21 protein-coding genes and 2 pseudogenes are annotated in these 20550 nt (G+C 70.1%); 12 read left to right on the forward strand and 11 right to left on the reverse strand.

Annotated elements, in window-relative coordinates:
• Positions 1-248: 248 nt before the first annotated feature.
• The 5 genes from gap to BKA15_RS26805 all read left to right on the forward strand — a co-directional run bounded on the left by gap (position 249) and on the right by BKA15_RS26805 (position 4264).
• Positions 249-1253 carry a type I glyceraldehyde-3-phosphate dehydrogenase gene (gene gap, locus BKA15_RS26785; protein ID WP_179756131.1) on the forward strand — a complete coding sequence of 335 codons (1005 nt, stop codon included), beginning with the start codon at positions 249-251 and terminating at the stop codon, positions 1251-1253.
• A 255-nt stretch (positions 1254-1508) separates the two neighbouring features.
• Entirely contained in the window at positions 1509-2705 is a 1197-nt protein-coding gene (locus BKA15_RS26790; RefSeq protein ID WP_179756133.1) for a phosphoglycerate kinase, read from the forward strand.
• A gap of 5 nt (positions 2706-2710) precedes the next feature.
• Positions 2711-3499: a triose-phosphate isomerase gene (tpiA, locus tag BKA15_RS26795; RefSeq protein ID WP_179756135.1), complete on the forward strand. Its 789-nt coding sequence runs from the start codon at positions 2711-2713 to the stop codon at positions 3497-3499.
• A gap of 82 nt (positions 3500-3581) precedes the next feature.
• A complete protein-coding gene (gene secG / locus BKA15_RS26800; protein WP_179758728.1) occupies positions 3582-3827 on the forward strand; it encodes a preprotein translocase subunit SecG in 246 nt (81 codons plus the stop codon).
• Positions 3828-3907: 80 nt separating this feature from the next.
• Positions 3908-4264: an RNA polymerase-binding protein RbpA gene (locus BKA15_RS26805; protein WP_179756137.1), complete on the forward strand. Its 357-nt coding sequence runs from the start codon at positions 3908-3910 to the stop codon at positions 4262-4264.
• A 116-nt stretch (positions 4265-4380) separates the two neighbouring features.
• Here the strand turns inward: BKA15_RS26805 and BKA15_RS37390 are convergent, their stop codons facing one another.
• From BKA15_RS37390 to tkt, 9 genes and pseudogenes are all read right to left on the reverse strand, one after another.
• A complete protein-coding gene (locus tag BKA15_RS37390; RefSeq protein ID WP_179758729.1) occupies positions 4381-4563 on the reverse strand; it encodes a DUF4351 domain-containing protein in 183 nt (60 codons plus the stop codon).
• Between the two features lie 41 nt (positions 4564-4604).
• Entirely contained in the window at positions 4605-4802 is a 198-nt protein-coding gene (locus tag BKA15_RS26815; RefSeq protein ID WP_179756139.1) for a DUF4351 domain-containing protein, read from the reverse strand.
• Between the two features lie 133 nt (positions 4803-4935).
• Positions 4936-5298, reverse strand: a pseudogene (locus BKA15_RS37395) (Rpn family recombination-promoting nuclease/putative transposase); the annotation flags it as partial.
• An 89-nt stretch (positions 5299-5387) separates the two neighbouring features.
• Positions 5388-5627: pseudogene (locus BKA15_RS37400) on the reverse strand (Rpn family recombination-promoting nuclease/putative transposase); the annotation flags it as partial.
• Between the two features lie 108 nt (positions 5628-5735).
• Positions 5736-6476 (reverse strand): 6-phosphogluconolactonase, encoded by a 741-nt coding sequence (gene pgl, locus BKA15_RS26825; protein ID WP_179756143.1) that lies wholly within the window; start codon positions 6474-6476, stop codon positions 5736-5738.
• Positions 6473-7534, reverse strand: coding sequence for a glucose-6-phosphate dehydrogenase assembly protein OpcA (locus BKA15_RS26830; RefSeq protein WP_179756145.1), 1062 nt, complete (start codon positions 7532-7534; stop codon positions 6473-6475). Before BKA15_RS26830 ends, pgl begins: the two co-directional genes overlap by 4 nt.
• Before the next feature lie 22 nt (positions 7535-7556).
• Positions 7557-9092 carry a glucose-6-phosphate dehydrogenase gene (gene zwf, locus BKA15_RS26835; RefSeq protein WP_179756147.1) on the reverse strand — a complete coding sequence of 512 codons (1536 nt, stop codon included), beginning with the start codon at positions 9090-9092 and terminating at the stop codon, positions 7557-7559.
• Entirely contained in the window at positions 9092-10225 is a 1134-nt protein-coding gene (gene tal, locus BKA15_RS26840; RefSeq protein WP_179756149.1) for a transaldolase, read from the reverse strand. Before tal ends, zwf begins: the two co-directional genes overlap by 1 nt.
• Positions 10226-10247: 22 nt before the next feature.
• The gene (gene tkt, locus BKA15_RS26845; RefSeq protein WP_179756152.1) at positions 10248-12452 is read right to left on the reverse strand and encodes a transketolase; all 2205 of its coding nucleotides are present in this window, start codon (positions 12450-12452) and stop codon (positions 10248-10250) included.
• A 212-nt stretch (positions 12453-12664) separates the two neighbouring features.
• Here tkt and BKA15_RS26850 point away from each other — a divergent pair, with 212 nt between their 5' ends.
• The 7 genes from BKA15_RS26850 to pdxA all read left to right on the forward strand — a co-directional run bounded on the left by BKA15_RS26850 (position 12665) and on the right by pdxA (position 19054).
• Positions 12665-13627, forward strand: a complete 963-nt coding sequence (locus BKA15_RS26850; RefSeq protein WP_179756154.1) for a heme o synthase — start codon at positions 12665-12667, stop codon at positions 13625-13627.
• Between the two features lie 249 nt (positions 13628-13876).
• A complete protein-coding gene (locus BKA15_RS26855; protein ID WP_179756157.1) occupies positions 13877-14674 on the forward strand; it encodes a peptidoglycan-binding protein in 798 nt (265 codons plus the stop codon).
• A 27-nt stretch (positions 14675-14701) separates the two neighbouring features.
• Complete coding sequence (locus BKA15_RS36615) at positions 14702-15496, forward strand: glucosaminidase domain-containing protein (RefSeq protein WP_179756159.1); 795 nt, start codon at positions 14702-14704, stop codon at positions 15494-15496.
• Between the two features lie 40 nt (positions 15497-15536).
• The gene (locus tag BKA15_RS26865) at positions 15537-15947 is read left to right on the forward strand and encodes a VOC family protein (RefSeq protein ID WP_179756161.1); all 411 of its coding nucleotides are present in this window, start codon (positions 15537-15539) and stop codon (positions 15945-15947) included.
• 64 nt (positions 15948-16011) lie between these two features.
• Entirely contained in the window at positions 16012-16776 is a 765-nt protein-coding gene (locus BKA15_RS26870; RefSeq protein ID WP_179756163.1) for a DeoR/GlpR family DNA-binding transcription regulator, read from the forward strand.
• Entirely contained in the window at positions 16773-18026 is a 1254-nt protein-coding gene (locus BKA15_RS37030; protein WP_179756165.1) for a four-carbon acid sugar kinase family protein, read from the forward strand. The genes BKA15_RS26870 and BKA15_RS37030 overlap by 4 nt, the downstream gene beginning before the upstream one ends.
• Positions 18023-19054 (forward strand): 4-hydroxythreonine-4-phosphate dehydrogenase PdxA, encoded by a 1032-nt coding sequence (gene pdxA / locus BKA15_RS26880; RefSeq protein ID WP_246322430.1) that lies wholly within the window; start codon positions 18023-18025, stop codon positions 19052-19054. The genes BKA15_RS37030 and pdxA overlap by 4 nt, the downstream gene beginning before the upstream one ends.
• A gap of 130 nt (positions 19055-19184) precedes the next feature.
• On the opposite strand, the gene BKA15_RS26885 is transcribed toward pdxA, so the two are convergent.
• Together BKA15_RS26885 and BKA15_RS26890 are read right to left on the reverse strand one after the other, a co-directional pair.
• On the reverse strand, positions 19185-19550 hold the full coding sequence (locus tag BKA15_RS26885) for a hypothetical protein (RefSeq protein WP_179756167.1): 366 nt from the start codon (positions 19548-19550) through the stop codon (positions 19185-19187).
• A 147-nt stretch (positions 19551-19697) separates the two neighbouring features.
• Positions 19698-20444 (reverse strand): DedA family protein, encoded by a 747-nt coding sequence (locus tag BKA15_RS26890; RefSeq protein ID WP_179756169.1) that lies wholly within the window; start codon positions 20442-20444, stop codon positions 19698-19700.
• Between the last annotated feature and the right edge of the window lie 106 nt (positions 20445-20550).

The following is a 20550-nucleotide window of genomic DNA, read 5'->3' on the forward strand; positions in this document are numbered from 1 at the left end:
TATTGCGGAATTCCGTGCTGCCGGCTCGGTCCGGCCGAGCCTCGGGTTGCGGTGCCGGGCCGCTCGCGGAAGACTCGACGCGCTCCCTCGTCCGACCACGCCGCCGATGACAGACCAGCGGGGTGGTGGTCTAATGCACGTACCACAGCCAGTTCCGGTCCGCAATCGCTCGGCGGCGGTTCGTTAGTGTGGCCGTGGCGGGGGAATCACCCGACAGAGCTCATCTTGTACGAGGAGTGGAATCAAGCATGACGGTACGTGTTGGCATCAACGGCTTCGGCCGGATCGGCCGCAACTTCTTCCGCGCGGCGCTGGCCGCCGGCGCCGACCTCGAGATTGTGGCCGTCAACGATCTCACCGACAACGCGAGTCTCGCGCACCTGCTGAAGTACGACTCGATCCTGGGCCGGCTGCCCGGCGACGTCGTCGCGACCGACACCGACATCTCGGTCGATGGCAAGGCGTTCAAGGTGTTCGAGGAGAAGGACCCGGCCGCGCTGCCGTGGGGCGACCTCGGCGCCGACGTGGTGGTCGAGTCCACCGGCATCTTCACCGATGCCACCAAGGCGAAGGCGCACATCGACGGCGGCGCCAAGAAGGTGATCATCTCCGCCCCGGCGAAGAACGAGGACCTGACCCTGGTGCTCGGCGTGAACGACGACGCCTACGACCCGGCCAAGCACACCATCATCTCCAACGCGTCCTGCACCACGAACTGCCTGGCGCCGATGGCCAAGGTGCTGAACGACGAGTTCGGCATCGTCAAGGGCCTGATGACGACGATCCACGCGTACACGCAGGATCAGAACCTGCAGGACGGGCCGCACAAGGACCTGCGCCGCGCCCGCGCCGCCGCGCTCAACGTGGTGCCCACCTCGACCGGCGCCGCCAAGGCGATCGGCCTGGTGCTGCCGGAGCTGAAGGGCAAGCTGGACGGCTACGCGCTGCGCGTCCCGGTGCCGACCGGCTCGGCCACCGACCTCACGTTCGAGGCCGGCCGGGAGACCACCGTGGAGGAGGTCAACGCGGCGGTGAAGGCGGCCGCGGAGGGCTCCATGAAGGGCTACCTGCGCTACACCGAGGACGAGATCGTCTCCAGCGACATCGTCACCGACCCGGCCTCCTGCATCTTCGACGCCGGCCTGACCAAGGTGATCGGCAACCAGGTCAAGGTCGTCGGCTGGTACGACAACGAGTGGGGCTACTCCAACCGTCTGGTCGACCTGGTCGGCATCGTCGGCAAGAGCCTCTGACCGATCCGCCGAGACGTCCCTCCGTCGGCCAGAGTCGACGTCTCGGCGAACTCTTCGTGGACTGCCGGTGCCCTCGTGCTGAGGGGCACCGGCCGTCCGCCCGGGTCGCCGTCGTCGACCGAGGTCGTGCCGCTACGGTGATCCCTGAACCGCGCCGCCGACCCCGGCCGAAGCGCGATCGAGCCGTCACGACCGCTGCGAAACGCCGCGAGAACGTCCGCGCTGCTGGCGTCCCGGCGGAGGGAAAGGATTCTTGTGAAGAGCGTTGATGATCTTGGGGACCTGCGCGGGAAGCGGGTGCTGGTCCGGTGCGACCTGAACGTGCCGCTGGACGGTGATCAGATCACCGACGACGGGCGGATCCGGGCCTCGCTGCCGACGCTGACCAAGCTGCGCGAGGCCGGCGCCAAGGTGATCGTGCTGGCGCACCTGGGCCGGCCCAAGGGCCAGGTCAAGCCGGAGTTCTCGCTGGCACCGGCGGCGAAGCGGCTGGGCGAGTTGCTCGGCACCGAGGTCCAGCTCGCCGAGGACGTCGTCGGCCCGTCCGCGACCAAGATCACCTCCGAGCTCGCCGACGGCGCGGTGGCGATGCTGGAGAACGTCCGCTTCGAGCCGGGCGAGGAGTCCAAGGACGATGCCGTCCGCGGCGAACTGGCCGACAAGTACGCCGCGCTGGGCGACGTGTTCGTCTCCGACGGCTTCGGGGTGGTGCATCGCAAGCAGGCCTCCGTCTACGACCTCGCGTCCCGGCTGCCCGCGGCCGCCGGCACCCTGGTGTTCGCCGAGGTCGAGGTGCTGCGCCGGCTGACCGAGGAGCCGGCCCGCCCGTACGTGGTCGTGCTCGGCGGTGCCAAGGTCTCCGACAAGCTGGCCGTGATCGACAACTTGATCAAGACCGCCGACACGCTGGCGATCGGCGGCGGGATGGTGTTCACCTTCCTCGCCGCGCAGGGCCTCGAGGTCGGCCAGAGCCTGCTCGAGGAAGATCAACTCGAGAAGGTGAAGGGCTACCTGGAGCAGGCGCAGCAGGCCGGCAAGCGGATCGTGCTGCCGACCGACATCGTCGTCGCGCCGGAGTTCAAGCAGGACGCGCCGCCCACCGTGGTCGCCGCCGACGCGATCCCCGGTGATCAACTCGGGCTGGACATCGGCCCCGAGTCCGGCCGGGCCTTCGCGGAGTTGATCAAGGAAGCCAAGACCGTGTTCTGGAACGGCCCGATGGGCGTGGCGGAGTGGGAGAACTTCGCCGCCGGCACCAAGGCGGTCGCGCAGGCGCTGTCCGAGGTGGACGGGCTGTCCGTCGTCGGCGGCGGCGACTCGGCCGCTGCCGTACGTGATCTTGGGTTCGGCGACGGCGACTTCTCGCACATCTCCACCGGTGGCGGGGCGTCGCTGGAATATCTGGAGGGCAAGACCTTGCCCGGCCTGTCCGTACTCGATCAGGAGAAGTGAACCTCGTGGCACGCAAGCCGTTGCTGGCCGGCAACTGGAAGATGAACCTGAACCACGTCGAGGCGGTCGGCCTGGTCCAGAAGCTGGCCTGGACGCTGGAGGACAAGAAGCACGACCCGGACAAGTCCGAGGTCGTCGTGCTGCCCCCGTTCACCGATCTGCGCACCGTCCAGACGCTGGTCGAGGGCGACAAGCTGAAGCTCGGCTTCGGCGCCCAGGACGTGTCCGAGCACGCCGGCGGGGCGTACACGGGCGACATCTCCGCCGCCATGCTGGCCAAGCTCAACTGCTCCTACGTGACCGTCGGGCACTCCGAGCGCCGGCAGTTCCACGGCGAGGACGACGCGCTGGTCAACCGGAAGGCCAAGGCGGCCCTCGGCGCCGGGATCACCCCGATCATCTGCATCGGCGAGGGGCTCGAGATCCGCCAGGCCGGCGAGCACGTGCCCTACACGCTGACCCAGCTGGACGGCGCCCTGGACGGGCTGTCCGCGGAGCAGGTGGCCGGGCTGGTCATCGCCTACGAGCCGGTCTGGGCGATCGGGACCGGCGAGGTGGCCACGCCGCAGGACGCCCAGGAGGTGTGCGCCGCGATCCGGTCCCGGATCGGCGAACTGCACGGTCCCGAGGTGGCGGACCAGGTGCGGGTGCTCTACGGCGGCTCGGTGAAGGCGAACAATGTGGCGGCGATCATGGCGCAGCCCGACGTCGACGGCTGTCTGGTCGGCGGAGCGAGCCTCGTTGTCGAAGAATTCGCCGCGATTTCACGCTTCTACGCCTTGCCAGTGATCTGACCAATCCCGCCCCCGGTCGGGGGTGAGATTTCGGTAAGCCTTGAGTTAGAGTACCCCGGTGATTGTTGCGCCCGTTCCGATGATGACCGTGCCTGTGTTGGTCTTCTCCATCGTTCTCGTGGTCACCAGTGTGATCCTGGCCTTGTTCATCCTCATGCATAAGGGGAGAGGCGGCGGTCTGTCCGACCTGTTCGGCGGGGGCATGTCGACGTCCATGGGCGGAACGTCCGTGGCGGAGCGCAATCTGGACCGACTGACGATCATCGTCGCAGCGGTCTGGCTGGCCAGCATCGTGGCCTTGGGTCTGCTCTACAAGCTGCAGAGTTGAGCGCGGACCATCTCCGCTGCCGCTCCGTTTCGGCTTGATCATCGCTTTCCTGTGCTCGATTTCTGAGGGAGATTTCTACCGTGGCTAGTGGGAGCGCCATCAAGGGCAGCCGTGTCGGCTCCGGCCCGATGGGCGAGGCGGAGCGTGGCGAAACGGCTCCGCGGCTCTACGTTTCATACTTCTGCGCGAACGCGCACGAGACCAGGCCCGCCTTCGCGGCCGAGGCGCAGATCCCGGAGACCTGGGACTGCCCGCGCTGCGGCCTGCCGGCCAACCTGGACTCGGACAATCCGCCGCCCCCGCCGCGGATCGAGCCGTACAAGACGCATCTTGCCTACGTGAAGGAGCGCCGCACCGACTCGGAGGCGGATGACATCCTGAGCGAGGCCCTGCAAGCCCTGCGGGACCGCCGCGCTCGCGGCGAGGTCATCTACTGATCAACTTCTGAGGTGCCTCGCCGCGGTGCGGATCGCGGCGAGGCGGCACTGCTTGCGGGATTTTCATGATCATGGCCTGATTCAACTTGATCAACTCCGTCGCAATCGGTCGACGCTCAGCGGAGGACATCGTCGAGCGACGTCGCGTCGAGGACACGCAAGCTCCATGTCTGGAGCTGGTCTGCGGGTGCGACGTGGATGGTGTCAAGGGCCGTCCGAGAGAGTGGGCCGAACCTGTGCTCGAGTTGCCGTACCAATGCGTCGGCCAGCCCTTCCGCTCGGCCTTCGGCGCGGAGCATCTCGGCCGTGGTCAGGCGGGTCACCGCAGCCCGTCGCGCGGTCAACGGAGGACTTCGTCGAGCGTCGTCGCGTCGAGCACACGCAAGCTCCAGGTCCGGAGCTGGTCTGTGGAGGCGGCGTGGATGGTGTCGAGGGCCGTCCGAGAGAGTGGGCCGAACTTGTGCTCGAGCTGCTCTACCAAAGCGTCGGCTTTCCCTTCCGCTCGGCCTTCGGCGCGGAGCATCTCGGCGGTGGTCATGTAGGCCTCCTCTGCGGTCGGTCCGAGCTGGTTGAACAGTTCGCGTAGTTCGTCGGGGGCGCGACTCGCCCACCAACTCAATGTACGTCACCAGGGCCCGGAAGTCCTCGAGCCCACCGCTGGTCTCCAGGACCGCCCTGAGGTCGTCGGCCCAGGGCCGCAGTTGGTCGGCGAGTTCGGTGTTGCCGGCGGCGATCTTGAGGAGGAGCAGCGCGATCCGGGCGGACGGGGTGAGTGGTCGGCTGCGTAGGTCCTGGAGGTCGAGGCGGGTCAGGTCGTCGAGCAGGAAGCGGAACCGGGGTTGGTAGGCGGCTGCCACGTCCCAGGCGTCGGCGTCGATGTCGAGCATTTCGGCGATGTCGCTCGGGCCGGTCCACGGGCGACGGTTGTGGTGGACGACCAGGGGGAGGACGGGCGGCAGGCGGGTGGCTCCGTGGTTGTCCTTGACATAGCGGTCCCAGATCCGTACGACGTACTGGAGCATGCGGAACGGCATGGTCGGGTCGAGACCACCCCACGACGTTCTTCTCCTCCGCTGCGCTCCCCCGAACAACGCCGCGGGGACCCCGGGGTTCTGCTCTGGTGTTCGACCAGGATGTAGATGAAGGCTTGGCTGCCGTCCAGTGGGGCTGAGAAGAGCAGGTCGGAGTGTCGCCAGCTGAGGTCGGTGTCGACGAAGCTCGCGGGGACCCGGGTCAGTTGATCAAGGTCGAGCCGTGCGACCAGGTCGGCGGGGAACACCGAGCGGAGTTGAGAGGCCGCGTTCGCCGGTTCGCCGAGGACGCGGCGGAACACCGAGTCGTGATGGTGGCTGGGCTGAGACATGGGGCCAACCTAGAGAGCGGCGCCGACGTTTCGTACACCCTCCGGATCGACCGGTCACAAACTGCAGCGACACGCCGTCAAAACCGCTGCTTTTGTGACTGGTCGGCGTTAGAGGAGGCCGCGTTGGGTGAGGTCGGCGGGGAGTTCGGCGGCGGCTTCGCGGTCCAGCAGCCACAAGGTACGGTCGCGGCCGCGGGTCCCGGCGCCCGGGACCTGGACCGGACCGGTGCGGAGCAGGGCCAGCGCGACGGCCTTGGCCTTGTCGGCGCCGCTGACCAGGAACCAGACCTCGGCCGCGTTGTTGATCACCTCGAGGGTCAGGCTGATCCGCTCCGGCGGCGGCTTGGGGGAGGAGCGGACGGCGATCACCCGGCCGGGCTCGTACGAGGACGGATGCTCCGGGAACAGCGACGCGACGTGGCCGTCCGGGCCGAGGCCGAGCAGGCAGACGTCGAACTGCGTGCCCCCGAGTTCCTCGTCGTACGCCTCCGCCGCGTCGTCCAGCCCGGTGCCGCCGTCGGTCGCGGGCATCGGGTGGATCTGCTCGGCGGGGATGCCGAGCGGGGCGAGCTGCGCGATCGCCGGCTCGGCGTTGCGGTCCTCGCTGTCCGTCGGGACGAACCGCTCGTCGCCCCACCACAGCTCGACCCGGCCCCAGTCCACGGCGGAGTTGCGGCCCTCCGCCGCCAGCCGCTGGTAGGCGCGGGTGGCGATCCGGCCGCCGGTGAGGCAGAGCCGGGCCACCCGGCCGGCCGTCTGCAGCTCGACGATCCGGGCCAGCAGGCGGGCCACCAGGGCCTCGGCGACGGCGTCCGCGTCCGCGTGCAGCAGGACGCTCCCGTCGCTCATCGCGAGGCCTTCCGGGTGCTCTTCTTCGCGGCCGCCGTCTTCTGGGCACTGCCGCGGGCCGCCGCCGTCTTCTGCGTCGCGCCCTTCACTGCGACAGTACGTGCGGCGGCGGTCCGCTGCCCGGACGTCTTCTTCGCGGCGGTCTTCTTGGCCGAGCCGCGCCCGTTCCGGCGGTACGCGTTCAGAGTGGCGGCGAAGACGTCGTCGTGGTCCATCCGGCGCAGTTCCTCGGTGATCAACTCGGTCACCTCGCGGCGCTTCAGCGCGACCAGCCGGTTCGGCTGGCCGGGCACCGAATAGGAGGCCAGCCGGCCGTCCGGCCGGGTGATCGCGATGTCACCGGCCGCCGTGGTCATCCGGACCGCGGTGATGCCCGGCCCGTCGCTGGGGCGCAGCTTGACCTCCACCTTGAGCCGGGACCGCAGCCAGGCGGCGAGCAGCTCGGCGGACGGGTTGGACCGCTCGGCCTCCACCTCGGCGCTGCGGATCCGGGCCGGGTACTGGTCCAGCGAGGCGGCCAGCAGGGCCCGCCAGGGCGTCAGCCGGGTCCAGCACAGGTCGGTGTCGCCCTCCTCGTAGGTCTCGGACCGCTCCCGCAGCGCCGCCAGCGGCCGGGCCGCGGTGGCCGAGTCGGTGATCCGCCGCCGGGCCAGCTGGGCGAGCTCGTCCTGGGCCGGATTGTTCGGGCACTTGCCGGGCCACCAGATCACCACCGGCGAGTCCGGCAGCAGCAGCGGCCGGACCACGGAGGCCTGGTGCCGGGCCAGTTCGCCGCGCATCCGGATGATCACCACCTCGCCGGTGGTGCCCTCGCCGATGCGTACCTCGGCGTCCAGCCCGGCCCGCCGGCCGTTACCGGACACCACCAGCAGGATCCGGCAGGGATGCTCCCGGCCGGCCGCGACGGCCGACTCCAGGGCATCCTCGTAATGATCTTCGTCGGTGACGATGATCAAGGTGAGCACCATGCCCATGGTGGGGGAGCCGGCGTTGCGCCGGGCCCGCAGCAGGGCGCTGGAGATCTTCGCCGACGTGGTGTCGGACAGACTGATGATCATGCTGCGTCCTCTCGGTTCATGATCACGGCCGGCGCCAGGAGAACCCGTCACGGGCCAGCATCTGGTTGGCCTCCTCGGGTCCCCAGCCGCCCGGCCGGTACGTCTCGGGACGGGTGCCCAGATCGGCCCAGTAGTCCAGGATCGGATCGAGGATCTGCCAGGACAGCTCGACCTCCTCGTGCTGCGGGAACAGCGGCGGATCGCCGAGCAGCACGTCCAAGATCAATCTCTCGTACGCCTCCGGGGACGACTCGGTGAACGAACCGCCGTAGGCGAAGTCCATGTTGACCTCGCGGATCTCCATCTGGGTGCCCGGCACCTTGGCGCCGAACCGGAGCGTGACGCCCTCGTCCGGCTGGATCCGCAGTACCAGGGCGTTGTAGCCGAGTTCCTCGGTGTCGGTCTCGGTGAACGGCAGGTGCGGTGCCCGCTTGAAGCCGAGCGCGATCTCGGTGACCCGCCGGGCCAGCCGCTTGCCGGTGCGCAGGTAGAACGGCACCCCGGCCCAGCGGCGGTTGTCGATGTCGACCCGGATCGCGGCGTAGGTCTCGGTGGTCGAGTCGGCCGGGATGCCGTCCTCCTCGAGGTAGCCCTTGACCTTCTCGCCGCCGGCCCAGCCGCCGCCGTAGATGCCGCGCGCGGTGTGCTTGGCCAGGTCCCGCGGTGGCCGGGCCGCCGCCAGCACCTTCTGCTTCTCCGCCCGCAGCTGGCGTGCCTCGAACGAGGTCGGCTCCTCCATCGCGGTCAGCGCCAGCAGCTGCAGCAGGTGGTTCTGGATCACGTCCCGGGCGGCACCGATGCCGTCGTAGTAGCCGGCCCGGCCGCCGATGCCGACGTCCTCGGCCATGGTGATCTGCACATGATCGACGTAGTTGTTGTTCCAGACCGGCTCGAACAGCTGGTTGGCGAAGCGCAGCGCCAGCAGGTTCTGCACCGTCTCCTTGCCCAGGTAGTGATCGATCCGGAACACCGACGACGACGGGAAGACGCTGGACACGACCTGGTTCAGCTCGCGGGCGCTCGCCAGATCATGGCCGAACGGCTTCTCGATGACGACCCGGCTCCACCGGCCGGGCAGCTGGTCGGCCATGCCGTGCTCGCGCAGCTGGCCGACCACGGTCGGGAACAGGCCGGGCGGGATGGACAGGTAGAAGGCGTGGTTGCCGCCGGTGCCGCGCGCCTCGTCGAGGTCGGCGATGGTCCGGCGCAGCCGGTCGAAGGCCTCGTCGTCGCCCAGTTCGCCGCGGACGAACCGGATGCCCTCCGAAAGCTGCTTCCACACCTCCTCGCGGAACGGGGTCCGGGCGTGTTCCTTGACCGCGTCGTGCACGATCTTGGCGAAGTCCTGGTGCTCCCACTCGCGCCGGGCGAAGCCGACCAGCGCGAACCCCGGCGGCAGCAGCCCCCGGTTCGCGAGGTCGTACACGGCGGGCATCAGTTTCTTGGTGGAGAGATCACCGGTGACGCCGAAGATCACCAGTACGCACGGCCCGGCGATCCGGGGCAGCCGGCGATCCTGCGGATCCCGGAGCGGGTTGGGACGCTCCTCGGTGATCATCAGGCGTTGCTTCCCGAGTTCGAGGCGGCCGTGGCGGCGGCCAGGGCCGCGGTCACGGTGTCGACCAGTTCGGTCCAGGAGGCGGCGAACTTCTCGACGCCCTCCCGTTCCAGGACGGCCACCACGTCGTCGTACTCGACGCCGAGCTCGGCCAGCCCGTCCAGCACGGCCTGAGCATCGCCGGCGGTTCCGGTGACGGTGTCGCCGCGCACCTCGCCATGATCGGCGAACGCCTGCATCGTCTTCTCCGGCATCGTGTTCACGGTGTCGGCGACGACCAGTTCGGTGACGTAGAGGGTGTCCGGGTAGGCGGGATCCTTGGTGCCGGTGGACGCCCACAGCGGCCGCTGCTTCCGCGCCCCCTTCGCCTCCAGCGTGGCGAACCGCTCGCTGCCGAAGACGTCCTGGAACAGCGCGTACGCGAGCCGCGCGTTGGCGATCGCCGCCTTGCCGCGCAGCGCGGTGGCCAGATCGGAGCCGATCTTGTCCAGCCGCTTGTCCACCTCGGTGTCCACCCGGGACACGAAGAACGACGCCACGGAATGGATCTGAGCAAGATCACGACCGGCCGCGGCCGCCTGCTCCAGCCCGGTCAGGTACGCGTCGATCACCGCGCGATACCGCTCCAGCGCGAAGATCAGCGTCACGTTGACGTTGATCCCCTCGGCGATCGCCGCGGTGATCGCGGGCAGCCCGGCCTCGGTGGCCGGGATCTTGACGAACGCGTTCGGCCGGTCCACCAGGGCCCAAAGTTCCTTGGCCTGCGCGACGGTGGCCTCGGTGTCGTGGGCCAGCCCGGGATCGACCTCGATCGACACCCGGCCGTCGACGCCGCCGGTCGCCGCCGCGGTGGCGGTCAGCACGTCGCAGGCGTTGCGGACGTCGTCGGTGGTGATCTTGGTGATCGCGTCGGCCGGCGTCGTGTCCACGGCGGCGAGCTCGGCGATCTGCTCGTCGTACGCGGTGCCCTGGCTCAACGCCGTGGCAAAGATCGTCGGGTTGGTGGTGACGCCGACGACGTGTGAGTCCTTGATCAGTTCGGCCAGGTTTCCGGTGTTCAACCGGTCCCGGGACAGATCGTCGAGCCAGATCGAAACGCCGGCCTCCGACAGTGCCTTCAGTCGATCGGTCATGGGAAGTAGCTCCTCGGGATAGTTAGCGATCGTTGGTCGCCGCACCAGGGTTCGCCGCGTCGTCCCCCGGGCCGATCGGGCCGGATGCGGCGGTGTGGGCCGGCGCGGGCCCGGACAACGCCTTGGCCGCCGTCAGGCTCTCCTCGGCCGCCGCGACGACGGCCTCCGGAGTGAAGCCGAATTCCTTGAACACCGTGCCCGCCGACGCGCTCGCGCCGTAATGATCGATGCTGACGATCCGGCCGGCGTCGCCGACCAGGTCCCGCCAGTCCTGCCGTACGCCGGCCTCGACGCTGACCCGGGCCCGCACCTGCGGCGGAATCACCGAGTCGCGATAGTCGTCGTCCTGGGCGTCGAACCATTCCTTACAAGGCAACGAGACCACTCGGGCCGCTATTCCGCTGGCCTTGAGTTGATCTTGGGCGGCGACCGCCAATTGCACCTCCGAGCCGGTCCCGATCAAGATCACGTCCGGGTCGCCGTCGGCGTCGCGCAGCACGTAGCCGCCCTTCGCCACCCCGGAGGCGTCGGCGAAACCGTCCGTGCCGCGCGGGAACGTCGGCACGTTCTGCCGGGTCAGCGCCAGGCCGGCCGGGCGGTCGGTGTTGGACAGGATTGTCGCCCAGGCCACCGAGGTCTCGTTGGCGTCCGCCGGCCGGACCACGTCCAGGCCGGGGATCGCCCGCAGCGCCGCGAGTTGCTCGATCGGCTGGTGGGTCGGGCCGTCCTCGCCGACGCCGATCGAGTCGTGCGTCCAGACGTACGTCACCGGCAGCTTCATCAGCGCCGCCAGCCGGACCGCGGGCCGCATGTAGTCGCTGAAGACCAGGAACGTGCCGCCGTAGGGGCGGGTCCCGCCGTGCAGCACGATGCCGTTCATGATCGAACCCATGGCGTGCTCGCGGATGCCGAAGTGCAGCGTCCGGCCGTACGGGTTGCCGGGGAACTTCTTGGACTGCCGGTCGTCGGGCAGGAAGCTCGGCTGGTTGTCCATCGTCGTGTTGTTGGAGCCGGCCAGGTCGGCCGAACCGCCCCACAGCTCGGGCAGCACGTCGGCCAGCGCGTTCAGCACCTTGCCGGACGCGGCCCGGGTGGCCAGCCCCTTCGGGTCGGCGTCGAAGGTCGGGAACGCGGCCGCGAGATCGTCCGGCAGCGACCGGGTGCTCAGCCGGTCCAGCAGCGCCTTCCGCTCCGGGTTCGCCTGGGCCCAGGCCTCGAAGTCCTTGGTCCACTCGGCCTGGGCGGCGGCGCCGCGCTCGCCGAGCTTGCGGGCGTGCGCCAGCACGTCGTCGGCAACCTCGAAGGTCGTGGCCGGATCGAAGCCGAGCACCTCCTTGGTCGCCGCGACCTCCTCCTCGCCGAGCGCGCTGCCGTGCGCACCGCCGGTGCCCTGCGCGGACGGCGCGGGCCAGCCGATGATCGTCTTCAGCTCGATGAAGCTGGGCCGGTCGGTCACCTCACGGGCCGCCGCCAGCGCCGCGTCGAGCGCCGCGACGTCCTCGACGTAGTTGGTGTCGCCGTTGGTCCAGTCGACCGTCTGGACGTGCCAGCCGTACGCCTCGTACCGGGCCGCGGTGTCCTCGGAGAGGGCGATGTTGGTGTCGTCCTCGATCGAGATCTTGTTGCTGTCGTAGATCAGGGTCAGGTTGCCCAGCCGCTGGGTGGCGGCCAGCGAGGAGGCCTCGCTGGCGATGCCCTCCTCGATGTCGCCGTCCGAGGCGAGCACGTAGATCTGGTGATCGAACGGCGACGTACCGGGGGCGGCCTCGGGGTCGTACAGACCGCGCTCGCGGCGGGCGGCCATCGCCATCCCGACCGCGTTGCCGACGCCCTGGCCGAGCGGCCCGGTGGTGGTCTCGACGCCGGCGGTGTGGCCGTGCTCGGGGTGGCCCGGGGTCTTCGAGCCCCAGGTCCGCAACGACTTCAGGTCGTCCAGCTCGAGGCCGAAGCCGCCGAGGAACAACTGCAGATAGAGGGTCAGACTGGAGTGCCCGCAGCTGAGCACGAACCGGTCCCGGCCGAGCCAGGTCGGATCGTTCGGGTTGTGCCGCATCACCTTCTGGAACAGCAGGTACGCCGCCGGGGCCAGACTCATCGCCGTGCCGGGATGTCCGTTGCCGACCTTCTGCACGGCGTCCGCGGCGAGCACCCGTACGGTGTCGATCGCGCGCGCGTCCAGCTCGGTCCAGCCCTCCGGCAGCACCGTCTTCTCTGTGGTGTTGGTCACTCGGTTCCCCTTGCTCGTTCCAGGCGATGAACAGGCCTGAGCCTACTCGGAGCGCACCTCGGCGTGATGCCAGGGCGCAGGTGTGGACATGGTGCGCCGGGCCGAGTGTGCGCCCGCCGAGAAGGGACCCTAGACTGCCGGAGGCGGACCGCCCACCGTAGCGGTTTCCGCCCGGCAGTTGACCCCCGAGTACGAGTGAGCGAGACAAGTCTGTGACGAGCGTCGAGGTGCCCGGTCCGACAGCGACCGAGCCCCGATCCGACCCGCAGACGGACCAATCGGCCGTCCGCGTCCGCGACGTGCTCGCCGCCTACGTCGGCCTGACCAAGCCCCGGATCATCGAGCTGCTGCTGGTCACGACCGTGCCGGCCATGTTCCTCGCCGCGCGGGGCATCCCGTCGCTGGCCCTGGTCGCGCTGACCCTGGTCGGCGGCACCCTGGCGGCGGCCAGCGCGAACGTCTTCAACTGCGTACTCGACCGGGACATCGACGAGCGGATGCGCCGGACCCGGCGCCGGCCGTTGCCACGGCACGCCGTCGGGCCGCGGGCCGCGACGATCTTCGGTGCCGTGCTCGGCGTGGTGTCGACGCTCTGGCTCGGCTTCTTCGTCAACTGGCTGTCGGCCTTCCTGGCGCTGGGCGCGAACGCCTTCTACATCTTCGTCTACACGCTGTGGCTCAAGCGCCGTACCTCACAGAACATCGTCTGGGGCGGCATCGCCGGCTGCTTCCCGCCCCTGATCGGCTGGACCGCGGTGACCGGGTCGCTGGACTGGGCCCCGTTCGTCCTGTTCGGCGTCGTCTTCCTCTGGACGCCGCCACACACCTGGGCGCTGGCCATGCGCTACCGCGAGGACTACGCCGCCGCCGAGGTGCCGATGCTGCCGGTGGTCAAGTCGGCGCCGGTGGTGACGAAGCGGATCTGGATCTACTCACTGGCGACGGTCGGCATGTCGCTGCTGCTCTGGCCGGTGGCCGGGACCGGCTGGCTCTATCCGCTGGTGGCCGGCGTGCTCGGCGCCGCGCTGATGGTCGAGGCGACGCTGCTGGCCCGGCGGGCGGTGCAGGGACAGACCGACGCGGCGCTGAAGCCGATGCGCCTGTTCCACTGGTCCAATTCCTACCTGGCGCTGCTGTTCGTCGCCGCCGCGGTCGACCCGCTGATCTTCGGCTGACCGGACGGCCTCGACGCGCAGCCGCGACCGTTGTATCCATCCGCGACCATTGCGACGGTCGCGTTTGCGTGGAACGGTCGCGGATGACCTGTGGAACGGTACGGCAGAGGAGCACAGGCTGGGAAAACTCCTGGCCTGGGATGCGTCTTCCAGGTGAATTTGTGGCACAGAGGGGTAGCGGACCGCCTATTCCGCAGGGTTGACTCGTGGTGCAGGCAACTTTTCGGCTCAACTGCGAGGAGACGAACCATGTGCACTGACCATGAAGCAACGAATCCCACCTCGAGCCTGCTGCGCCGGCGCGGGTTCCTGCGCGGCGTCGGCATCGCCGGGCTCGGCGTCGTGGGCGTCGGAGCGCTGGGAGTCCAGCCGGCGTTCGCGGCCACCTCCCAGAACGGCTGGCCGGCGGCCGAGAACCTCGCCGTGAACCGCGACTTCAACGTGGGCGGCGTGAAGTTCCCGCAGGGCGTCGCGCCGGGAGCTCCGGAGACCATCCTCGGCTTCGTCGCCCGGCAGTACGTCGACACCGTCGAAGCGCTGATCACGCCGGGCTGTTGGGGCTTCAACTACCGCACCATCGGCGGCGGCACCACGCTGTCCAACCACGCCAGCGGCACCGCGCTCGACTTCAACGCGCCGAAGCACCCGCAGGGCAGCCGCGGCACGTTCAACGCACCCCAGGTCTCGGCGATCCGGGCCATCCTGAACTACTGCGAGGGCGTGGTCCGCTGGGGCGGCGACTATAGCGGCACCCCCGACGAGATGCACTTCGAGCTGAACAAGCCGCCCGGAGACCCGGCGGTGGACGCCTTGGTGGCCAAGATCGGCGGCACCCCGCCGCCCCCGCCGACGATCAAGGAAGGCAGCACCGGCGAGGCGGTGAAGCGGGCCCAGACGGCGCTGAACGCGAAGGGGAACTACGGCCTGGTCGTCGACGGCGTGTTCGGTGCCAAGACGAAGGCCGCCGTGATCGACTTCCAGTCCAAGAACGGGCTGACCGCGGACGGTATCGTCGGTCCGAAGACCTGGGAGAAACTGCTCGCCTGAGCTTCCCGACCGAGAGGGGAAACGATCATGAGAGTCAAGAAGTCGATCATGGGCGTCATCCTCGGGGGCGTCGCCGCGGTCGCGCTGACCGCCGGCATGATCATCGTCGGGACGACCGACTCGGCGCGGGCCGAGGACCCGGCGACGTTCTTCGCCGCCGCGAAGGATCCGGCCCAGGCCGGTGAGCGCGAGTTCGGCGTACCGGCGTCGGTGGCGATGGCCCAGGCGGCGCTGGAGTCCGGCTGGGGCGAGTCGTCGTTGACCAAGGAGGGCAATGCCTACTTCGGGATCAAGTGCGGTACGGACAACGGTCCGATCTCCAACCGGTGCATCGAGAAGGTGACCCAGGAGTGCGATCCGCAGGGCAACTGCTGGGACGAGGTGGCCCTGTTCCGCGGGTACGCCAGCGCCACCGACTCGTTCCGTGATCATGGACACTTCCTGCGGAACCGGCCGCGCTACGCCGCCGCGTTCGATCACACCGGCAATCCGGACCAGTTCATCCGCGAGGTGCACAAGGCCGGCTACGCCACCGATCCGGCGTACTCGGACAAGATCATCTCGATGATGCAGAAGTACCACCTCTATCAGTACAACGTCGGCGGCGGTACGCCGAGCAAGCCGACGATCAAGGAAGGCTCGAAGGGCGCCGCGGTCAGCGAGGCCCAGCAGCTGCTGAACGCCAAGGGCTCGTACGGGCTCACCGTCGACGGCGTCTTCGGCGCCAGGACCAAGGCCGCGGTGATCGACTTCCAGTCCAGGAACGGGCTGACCGCGGACGGCATCGTCGGCCCGCAGACCTGGGCGAAGCTGCTGGCTTGAACCTGGTCCCGGGCCGGGTGCGGCGGAGTAGCTTGTCGCCATGCAGATCTCCATCGACACGAGCTACCTGCCGCACCAGGACCCGGAGGCGTCGCTGGCCTTCTATCGCGACGCGCTCGGGTTCGAGGTGCGCAGCGACGTCGGCAAGGGCGCGATGCGCTGGATCACCGTCGGCCCGCCCGGGCAGCCCGGCATCTCGATCCTGCTCGCGCCGCCCGGTGCCGATCCGGGCGTCACCGACGACGAGCGGCGGACCATCTCCTCGATGATGGCCAAGGGCACCTACGGCTGGATCCTGCTGTCCACACCCGACCTGGACGCGACGTTCGAGAAGGTGCGGGCGGCCGATGCCGAGGTGATCCAGGAACCCACCGAGCAGCCGTACGGGGTGCGCGACTGTGCCTTCCGCGACCCGGCCGGCAACCAGATCCGGATCCAGGAAGTGCGCTGACCTTCTGCGCATCATGCGCAGATTCACCTGCGCGATTCGCGCAGCTTCGGGTTAGGCTGAACGGGTGGGCGCTGAGCAACGGCGGGCAGAGATCCTGCGGCTGGCCACCGATCGCGGGCCGGCCGGCGTGGCCGAGCTGGCCGAACGGTTCGGCGTCACCGCGTCGACGATCCGCCGGGATCTGGCCCGGCTGAGCGGCACCGGCCGACTGGCCCGGACCTACGGCGGCGCGATGGCGGTCCCGGAGTCCTCGCTCCGACAGCGCGGCGGCGAGGCCGCGGAGGCCAAACGGTCCATCGCCGGCTGGGCCGCCGGCCGGATCGAGCCGGGCACCTCGGTACTGCTCGACGCCGGCAGCACCGTCGCCCAGGTGGCGCGCCTGTTGCCGGCCGGCCTCGGGGTCACCGTCACGACGGCCAGCATCCCGGTGATCGGCCAGCTGCACGGGCGCGGCGACGTCGCCACGATCTGTCTCGGCGGCCGGGTCCGGGCGCTCAGCGACGCCTTCGTCGGGCCGCTCACCGAGGCCGCCCTGGAGCGGCTCAGCTTCGACGTCGCCTTCCTCGGCGCCGACGGCGTGACCAGCGACAGCGGGCTCTGCGAGGCCGAACCCGAACAGACCCGGCTCAAGGAACTGATGGCGCGCCGGTCCCGGCAGGTGTACGTCCTCGCGCACGCGGCCAAGCTGAACCACCGACCGTTCCACGCCTGGGCGCGGCTGGACCGGCCGTGGACCCTGGTCACCGACGTCGGCGCGCCGGACGAGGTGGTCGCCGAGTTCCGCGCCGGCGGGGTCGAGGTCGTCGTCGTACCGTCGGGTCGGCCGTGACGCTCCGGGTCACGGTGATCGGCGACGACCTGACCGGCACCGTCGAGAGCGCCGCCGTCTTCCACCGGTACGGGTTCGGCGGCACGATCGGGATCGGGCTGCGGCCGGACGCCCGGCCGGCCCCGGGCACGACGATCTGGACCGTCGACACCGACACCCGGCAGCGGCCCGCCCTCGATGCCGCCGAGCGGGCCCGATCCGCGATCCGGGCGGCACCTGCGCCGCTGCTGATCGGCAAGATCGATTCGTTGCTGCGCGGCCGCTTGGTCGCCCACCTGGCCGCCCTCGACCCGGACCGGTACCCGCTGGTGTTCGCGCCAGCCCTGCCCGTGCAGCGGCGGGTGGTGATCGGCGGGGCGGCCCGCGACCTCGACGACGGCCGGCCGATCGGCGCGGCGCCGCTGGCCGAGCTGCTGGCGCCGCTGCCGACGGCTGTGCTGCCCGAACTCGCCGTGCCCGAACTGGCCGAGCGGATTGCGCAGACCGCGCAGGCAGGGCGGATCGCGCTGTGCGACGCCACGGACGACGCGGCGCTGGACCGGATCGTCGCGGCGAGCCTCGCCCTGCCCGGAGTCCGCTACGCCGGCTCGGCCGGGCTGATCGCCGCCCTCGCCCGCCGGCTAGCCGATACGGTCCCTGAGCCTGTCGAAGGGCAAGGCTCGATGGTGCCTGGCACTTCGACGGGCTCAGTGCGCGTTCAGCGGGCCGTCCTGTCGAACTCGGTGCGCGTTCGGCGCGCCATCCTCTTCGTCGTCGGTACGGCAGCGCCGACCCTCGCCGGGCAACTCGACGCGCTCACCGCGGCCGTCGCCGGCACCCGGGTCTGGACCCGGCCGGCCGGGCGTGCGGGCTGGCCGGAGCGGACCGCGGCCGAGGTCCGGCAGCACCTGGCCGGCGATGCCCCGGCCGTGCTCCGGCTGCCCGAGCGGCAGCTGTCCGGGCCGACCGATCAGACCGCCGACGCGGACGACGCGGGCCTGGTCGCCGAACTGGCCGCTCTCACCGAGCACGTCCTCGCCGGGATCGAGGTGCCCCTGGTCCTGACCGGCGGCCACACCGCCCGTGCCGTCCTGGATCGGCTCGGCGTCGACACGCTCCGGCTGTGCGCCGAGATCCACCACGGTGCGGTCGCACTCGGCGCCGCCGGGGACCGGACGGTGGTGACCCGGCCCGGCAGCTTCGGCGGGCCCGACTCGCTGGTCCGCATCCTCGACCGACTGTCCGCCCCGACCCGACAGGACCGACCATGACCATGATCAACACCGGGAACGACCTGCCCCTGGTGGCGGTGACGATGGGCGATCCGGCCGGGGTCGGCCCGGAGATCTGCGTCGGCGCGCTGCGCGGCGACGGTCGCGCGGCCGAGGTGGGCCGGCTCTGCCACCCGGTGGTGATCGGCGACGCGGCACGGCTGCGGCTGGCGGCGGAGATCCTGGCCGCGTCGGTGGAGGTGATCACGATCGAGGAGCCGGCGCAGGCCCGGTTCGCTCCGGGCGTGATCAACACGATCGACCTCGGCCTGGTCCCGGCCGAGCTGCCCTGGGGCGAGGTCAGCCCGGTGGCCGGCGACGCCGCGTACCACTTCATCAGGGTGGCCGCCGAGCTCGCCCAGCGCGGCGAGGTCGCGGCGATCTGCACCGCCCCGATCAACAAGGCGGCGCTGCACGCCGGCGGCCACGTCTTCCCCGGCCACACCGAGCTGCTGGCCCACCTGACCGGCACCCCCGAGGTGTCGATGATGCTGTCCACGCCCAAGGTCAAGGTGATCCACGTGACCACCCACGTCGGCCTGCTGGACGCGATCGCCATGATCGAACCCGGCCTGGTCGAACGGACCATCCGGCGCGGCCAGGCCGCCATGCTCGGCGCCGGAATCGAGAACCCCCGGATCGGCGTCTGCGCGATCAATCCGCATGCGGGGGAGAACGGCCTGTTCGGCTACGGCGAGGAGGCGACCAAGATCGAACCGGCGATCGCCGCCGTCCGTGCCGACGGGATCGACGCCCGCGGACCGCTGCCCGCCGACACCGCCTTCTTCCTGGCCGGCCGCGGCGACTACGACCTGATCGTGGCGATGTATCACGATCAGGGCCACGGTCCGGTCAAGGTGCTCGGGATCGAGGCCGGCGTCAACATCACGGTCGGCCTGCCGGTGATCAGGACGTCGGTGGACCACGGCACCGCGTTCGACATCGCGGGCACCGGGCGGGCCTCGGCCGACAGCATGATCGAGGCTCTCCGCCAGGCCGCGGAACTCGGCCGCCGCAACGTTCCCTGATCAAGGCGGAAGGGCCGAAGCCACAACGTTCCCTGAGCCTGTCGAGGGCAAGGCCACGTCCGGCTTGGCCCTTCGACAGGCTCAGGGCGCGGCGGTCGGGTTTGGTGCCTCGACAGGCTCGGTGCGCGTTTCAGTCGGTCCAGTCCAGCTGCGGCTCCGGGACGCCGAGCGTCCGGCCGTGCTCCTGTGCCTCGGCCCGGGCCAGCTGATCACCCCGCCGGTAGCGGAATACCCGGCCCGGGTAGATCACGAAGTTCTCCTCGTCGTTGTGGAAGTCGGCGTACCAGCCCGGCTGGTCCAGCACCTCGGCCAGCGCGTCGGCCAGCTCCACGGCGTGCTCGTCCGCGACCTCGAACACGAACTCGGTCCACACCGGCGGCTGGTCGGCCGAGGCCGTCTTCACCGCGTACCTGCTCAACCGCCGCAGGATCAGCGGGAACGCCTCCAGGCTCGTCCCGACCCGCAGGCTCTCCATGATGATGGCCCCGTCATACACACTCTGCTCCTCTCGTCGTACCGTCGACCGGGACGCTACGCGGACCCACTGACAGCAGCCCGGAGGAGCCGTTGCGAAGCATGATCCGCACTTTGGGAATTCCTGAGCCGGTGTTGATCATCAGCTGGGAATCGGTCGGCTAGAGTTTCACCCAGGTCGGCTCTCCTGGGTACCCGCAGGCCCGGTTGAGAGCCGACCGACCTCTTTCCTGCGGAGCCTCCTGATCAGCTTCCTGATCAAGGGCACGGTCAGCGCGAAACCGATGATCGTCAGGCTGACCAGCGACGCGTACCGATCGATGGTCAGCACCAGATCGACGGCGTGCTGACCCAGTCCGTAGCCGAGACCGGCGACCAGCCCGGTGATCAACAGTGACCCGAGCGCATCCAGCAGCAGGAACGGGATCAACCGCATCCGGGTCCAGCCGGCGAGCGCGAAGATCACCGGGCTCGGCACGCCGGGCAGCGGGGCCAGCACCACGGCCAGCCGCAGCAGCCACGGATCGAGCTCCCGGGCCCGCTCGGCGAACCGCTTGGTGCGCTCGCTGGTGGTGAAGAAGCTGATGATGCCGAGGCCCCACTGGCGGCCGGCCCACCAGGTCAGCCAGTCGAGTTTGATCATGCCGGCGACGCCGGCGACGATCGCCAGCCACAGCGGCAGTTCGCCGATCCGGGCGAACGCCGCGGCCGCCCCGATCTCGGCCAGGCCGCCGCCCAGGAACTCCAGCAGCACCGGATTCGAGGCGATCAGGTACGGGCGCAGCGGCCGGACCACCAGCCCGAGCACGATCACCCCGCCGATGGCTGCCATCAGTGCGACGTCGGCCGCGGTGGCCCGCCGGCCCTGCCAGGGCACCCAGCGCCGACTCCGCTCGGCGAACGACAAGCTGCTCATGCCGCCGAGACTGCCCGCTGCGCAAGGCCGGCGGCACCTGCGCACTGTCACCGATCGGCGTGCAGTCTGCAGGCCCCGATCGACGGTGGGTCAGCCGGACGGACCC

The organism is Microlunatus parietis (assembly GCF_013407955.1).
Lineage (GTDB): Bacteria > Actinomycetota > Actinomycetes > Propionibacteriales > Propionibacteriaceae > Microlunatus > Microlunatus parietis.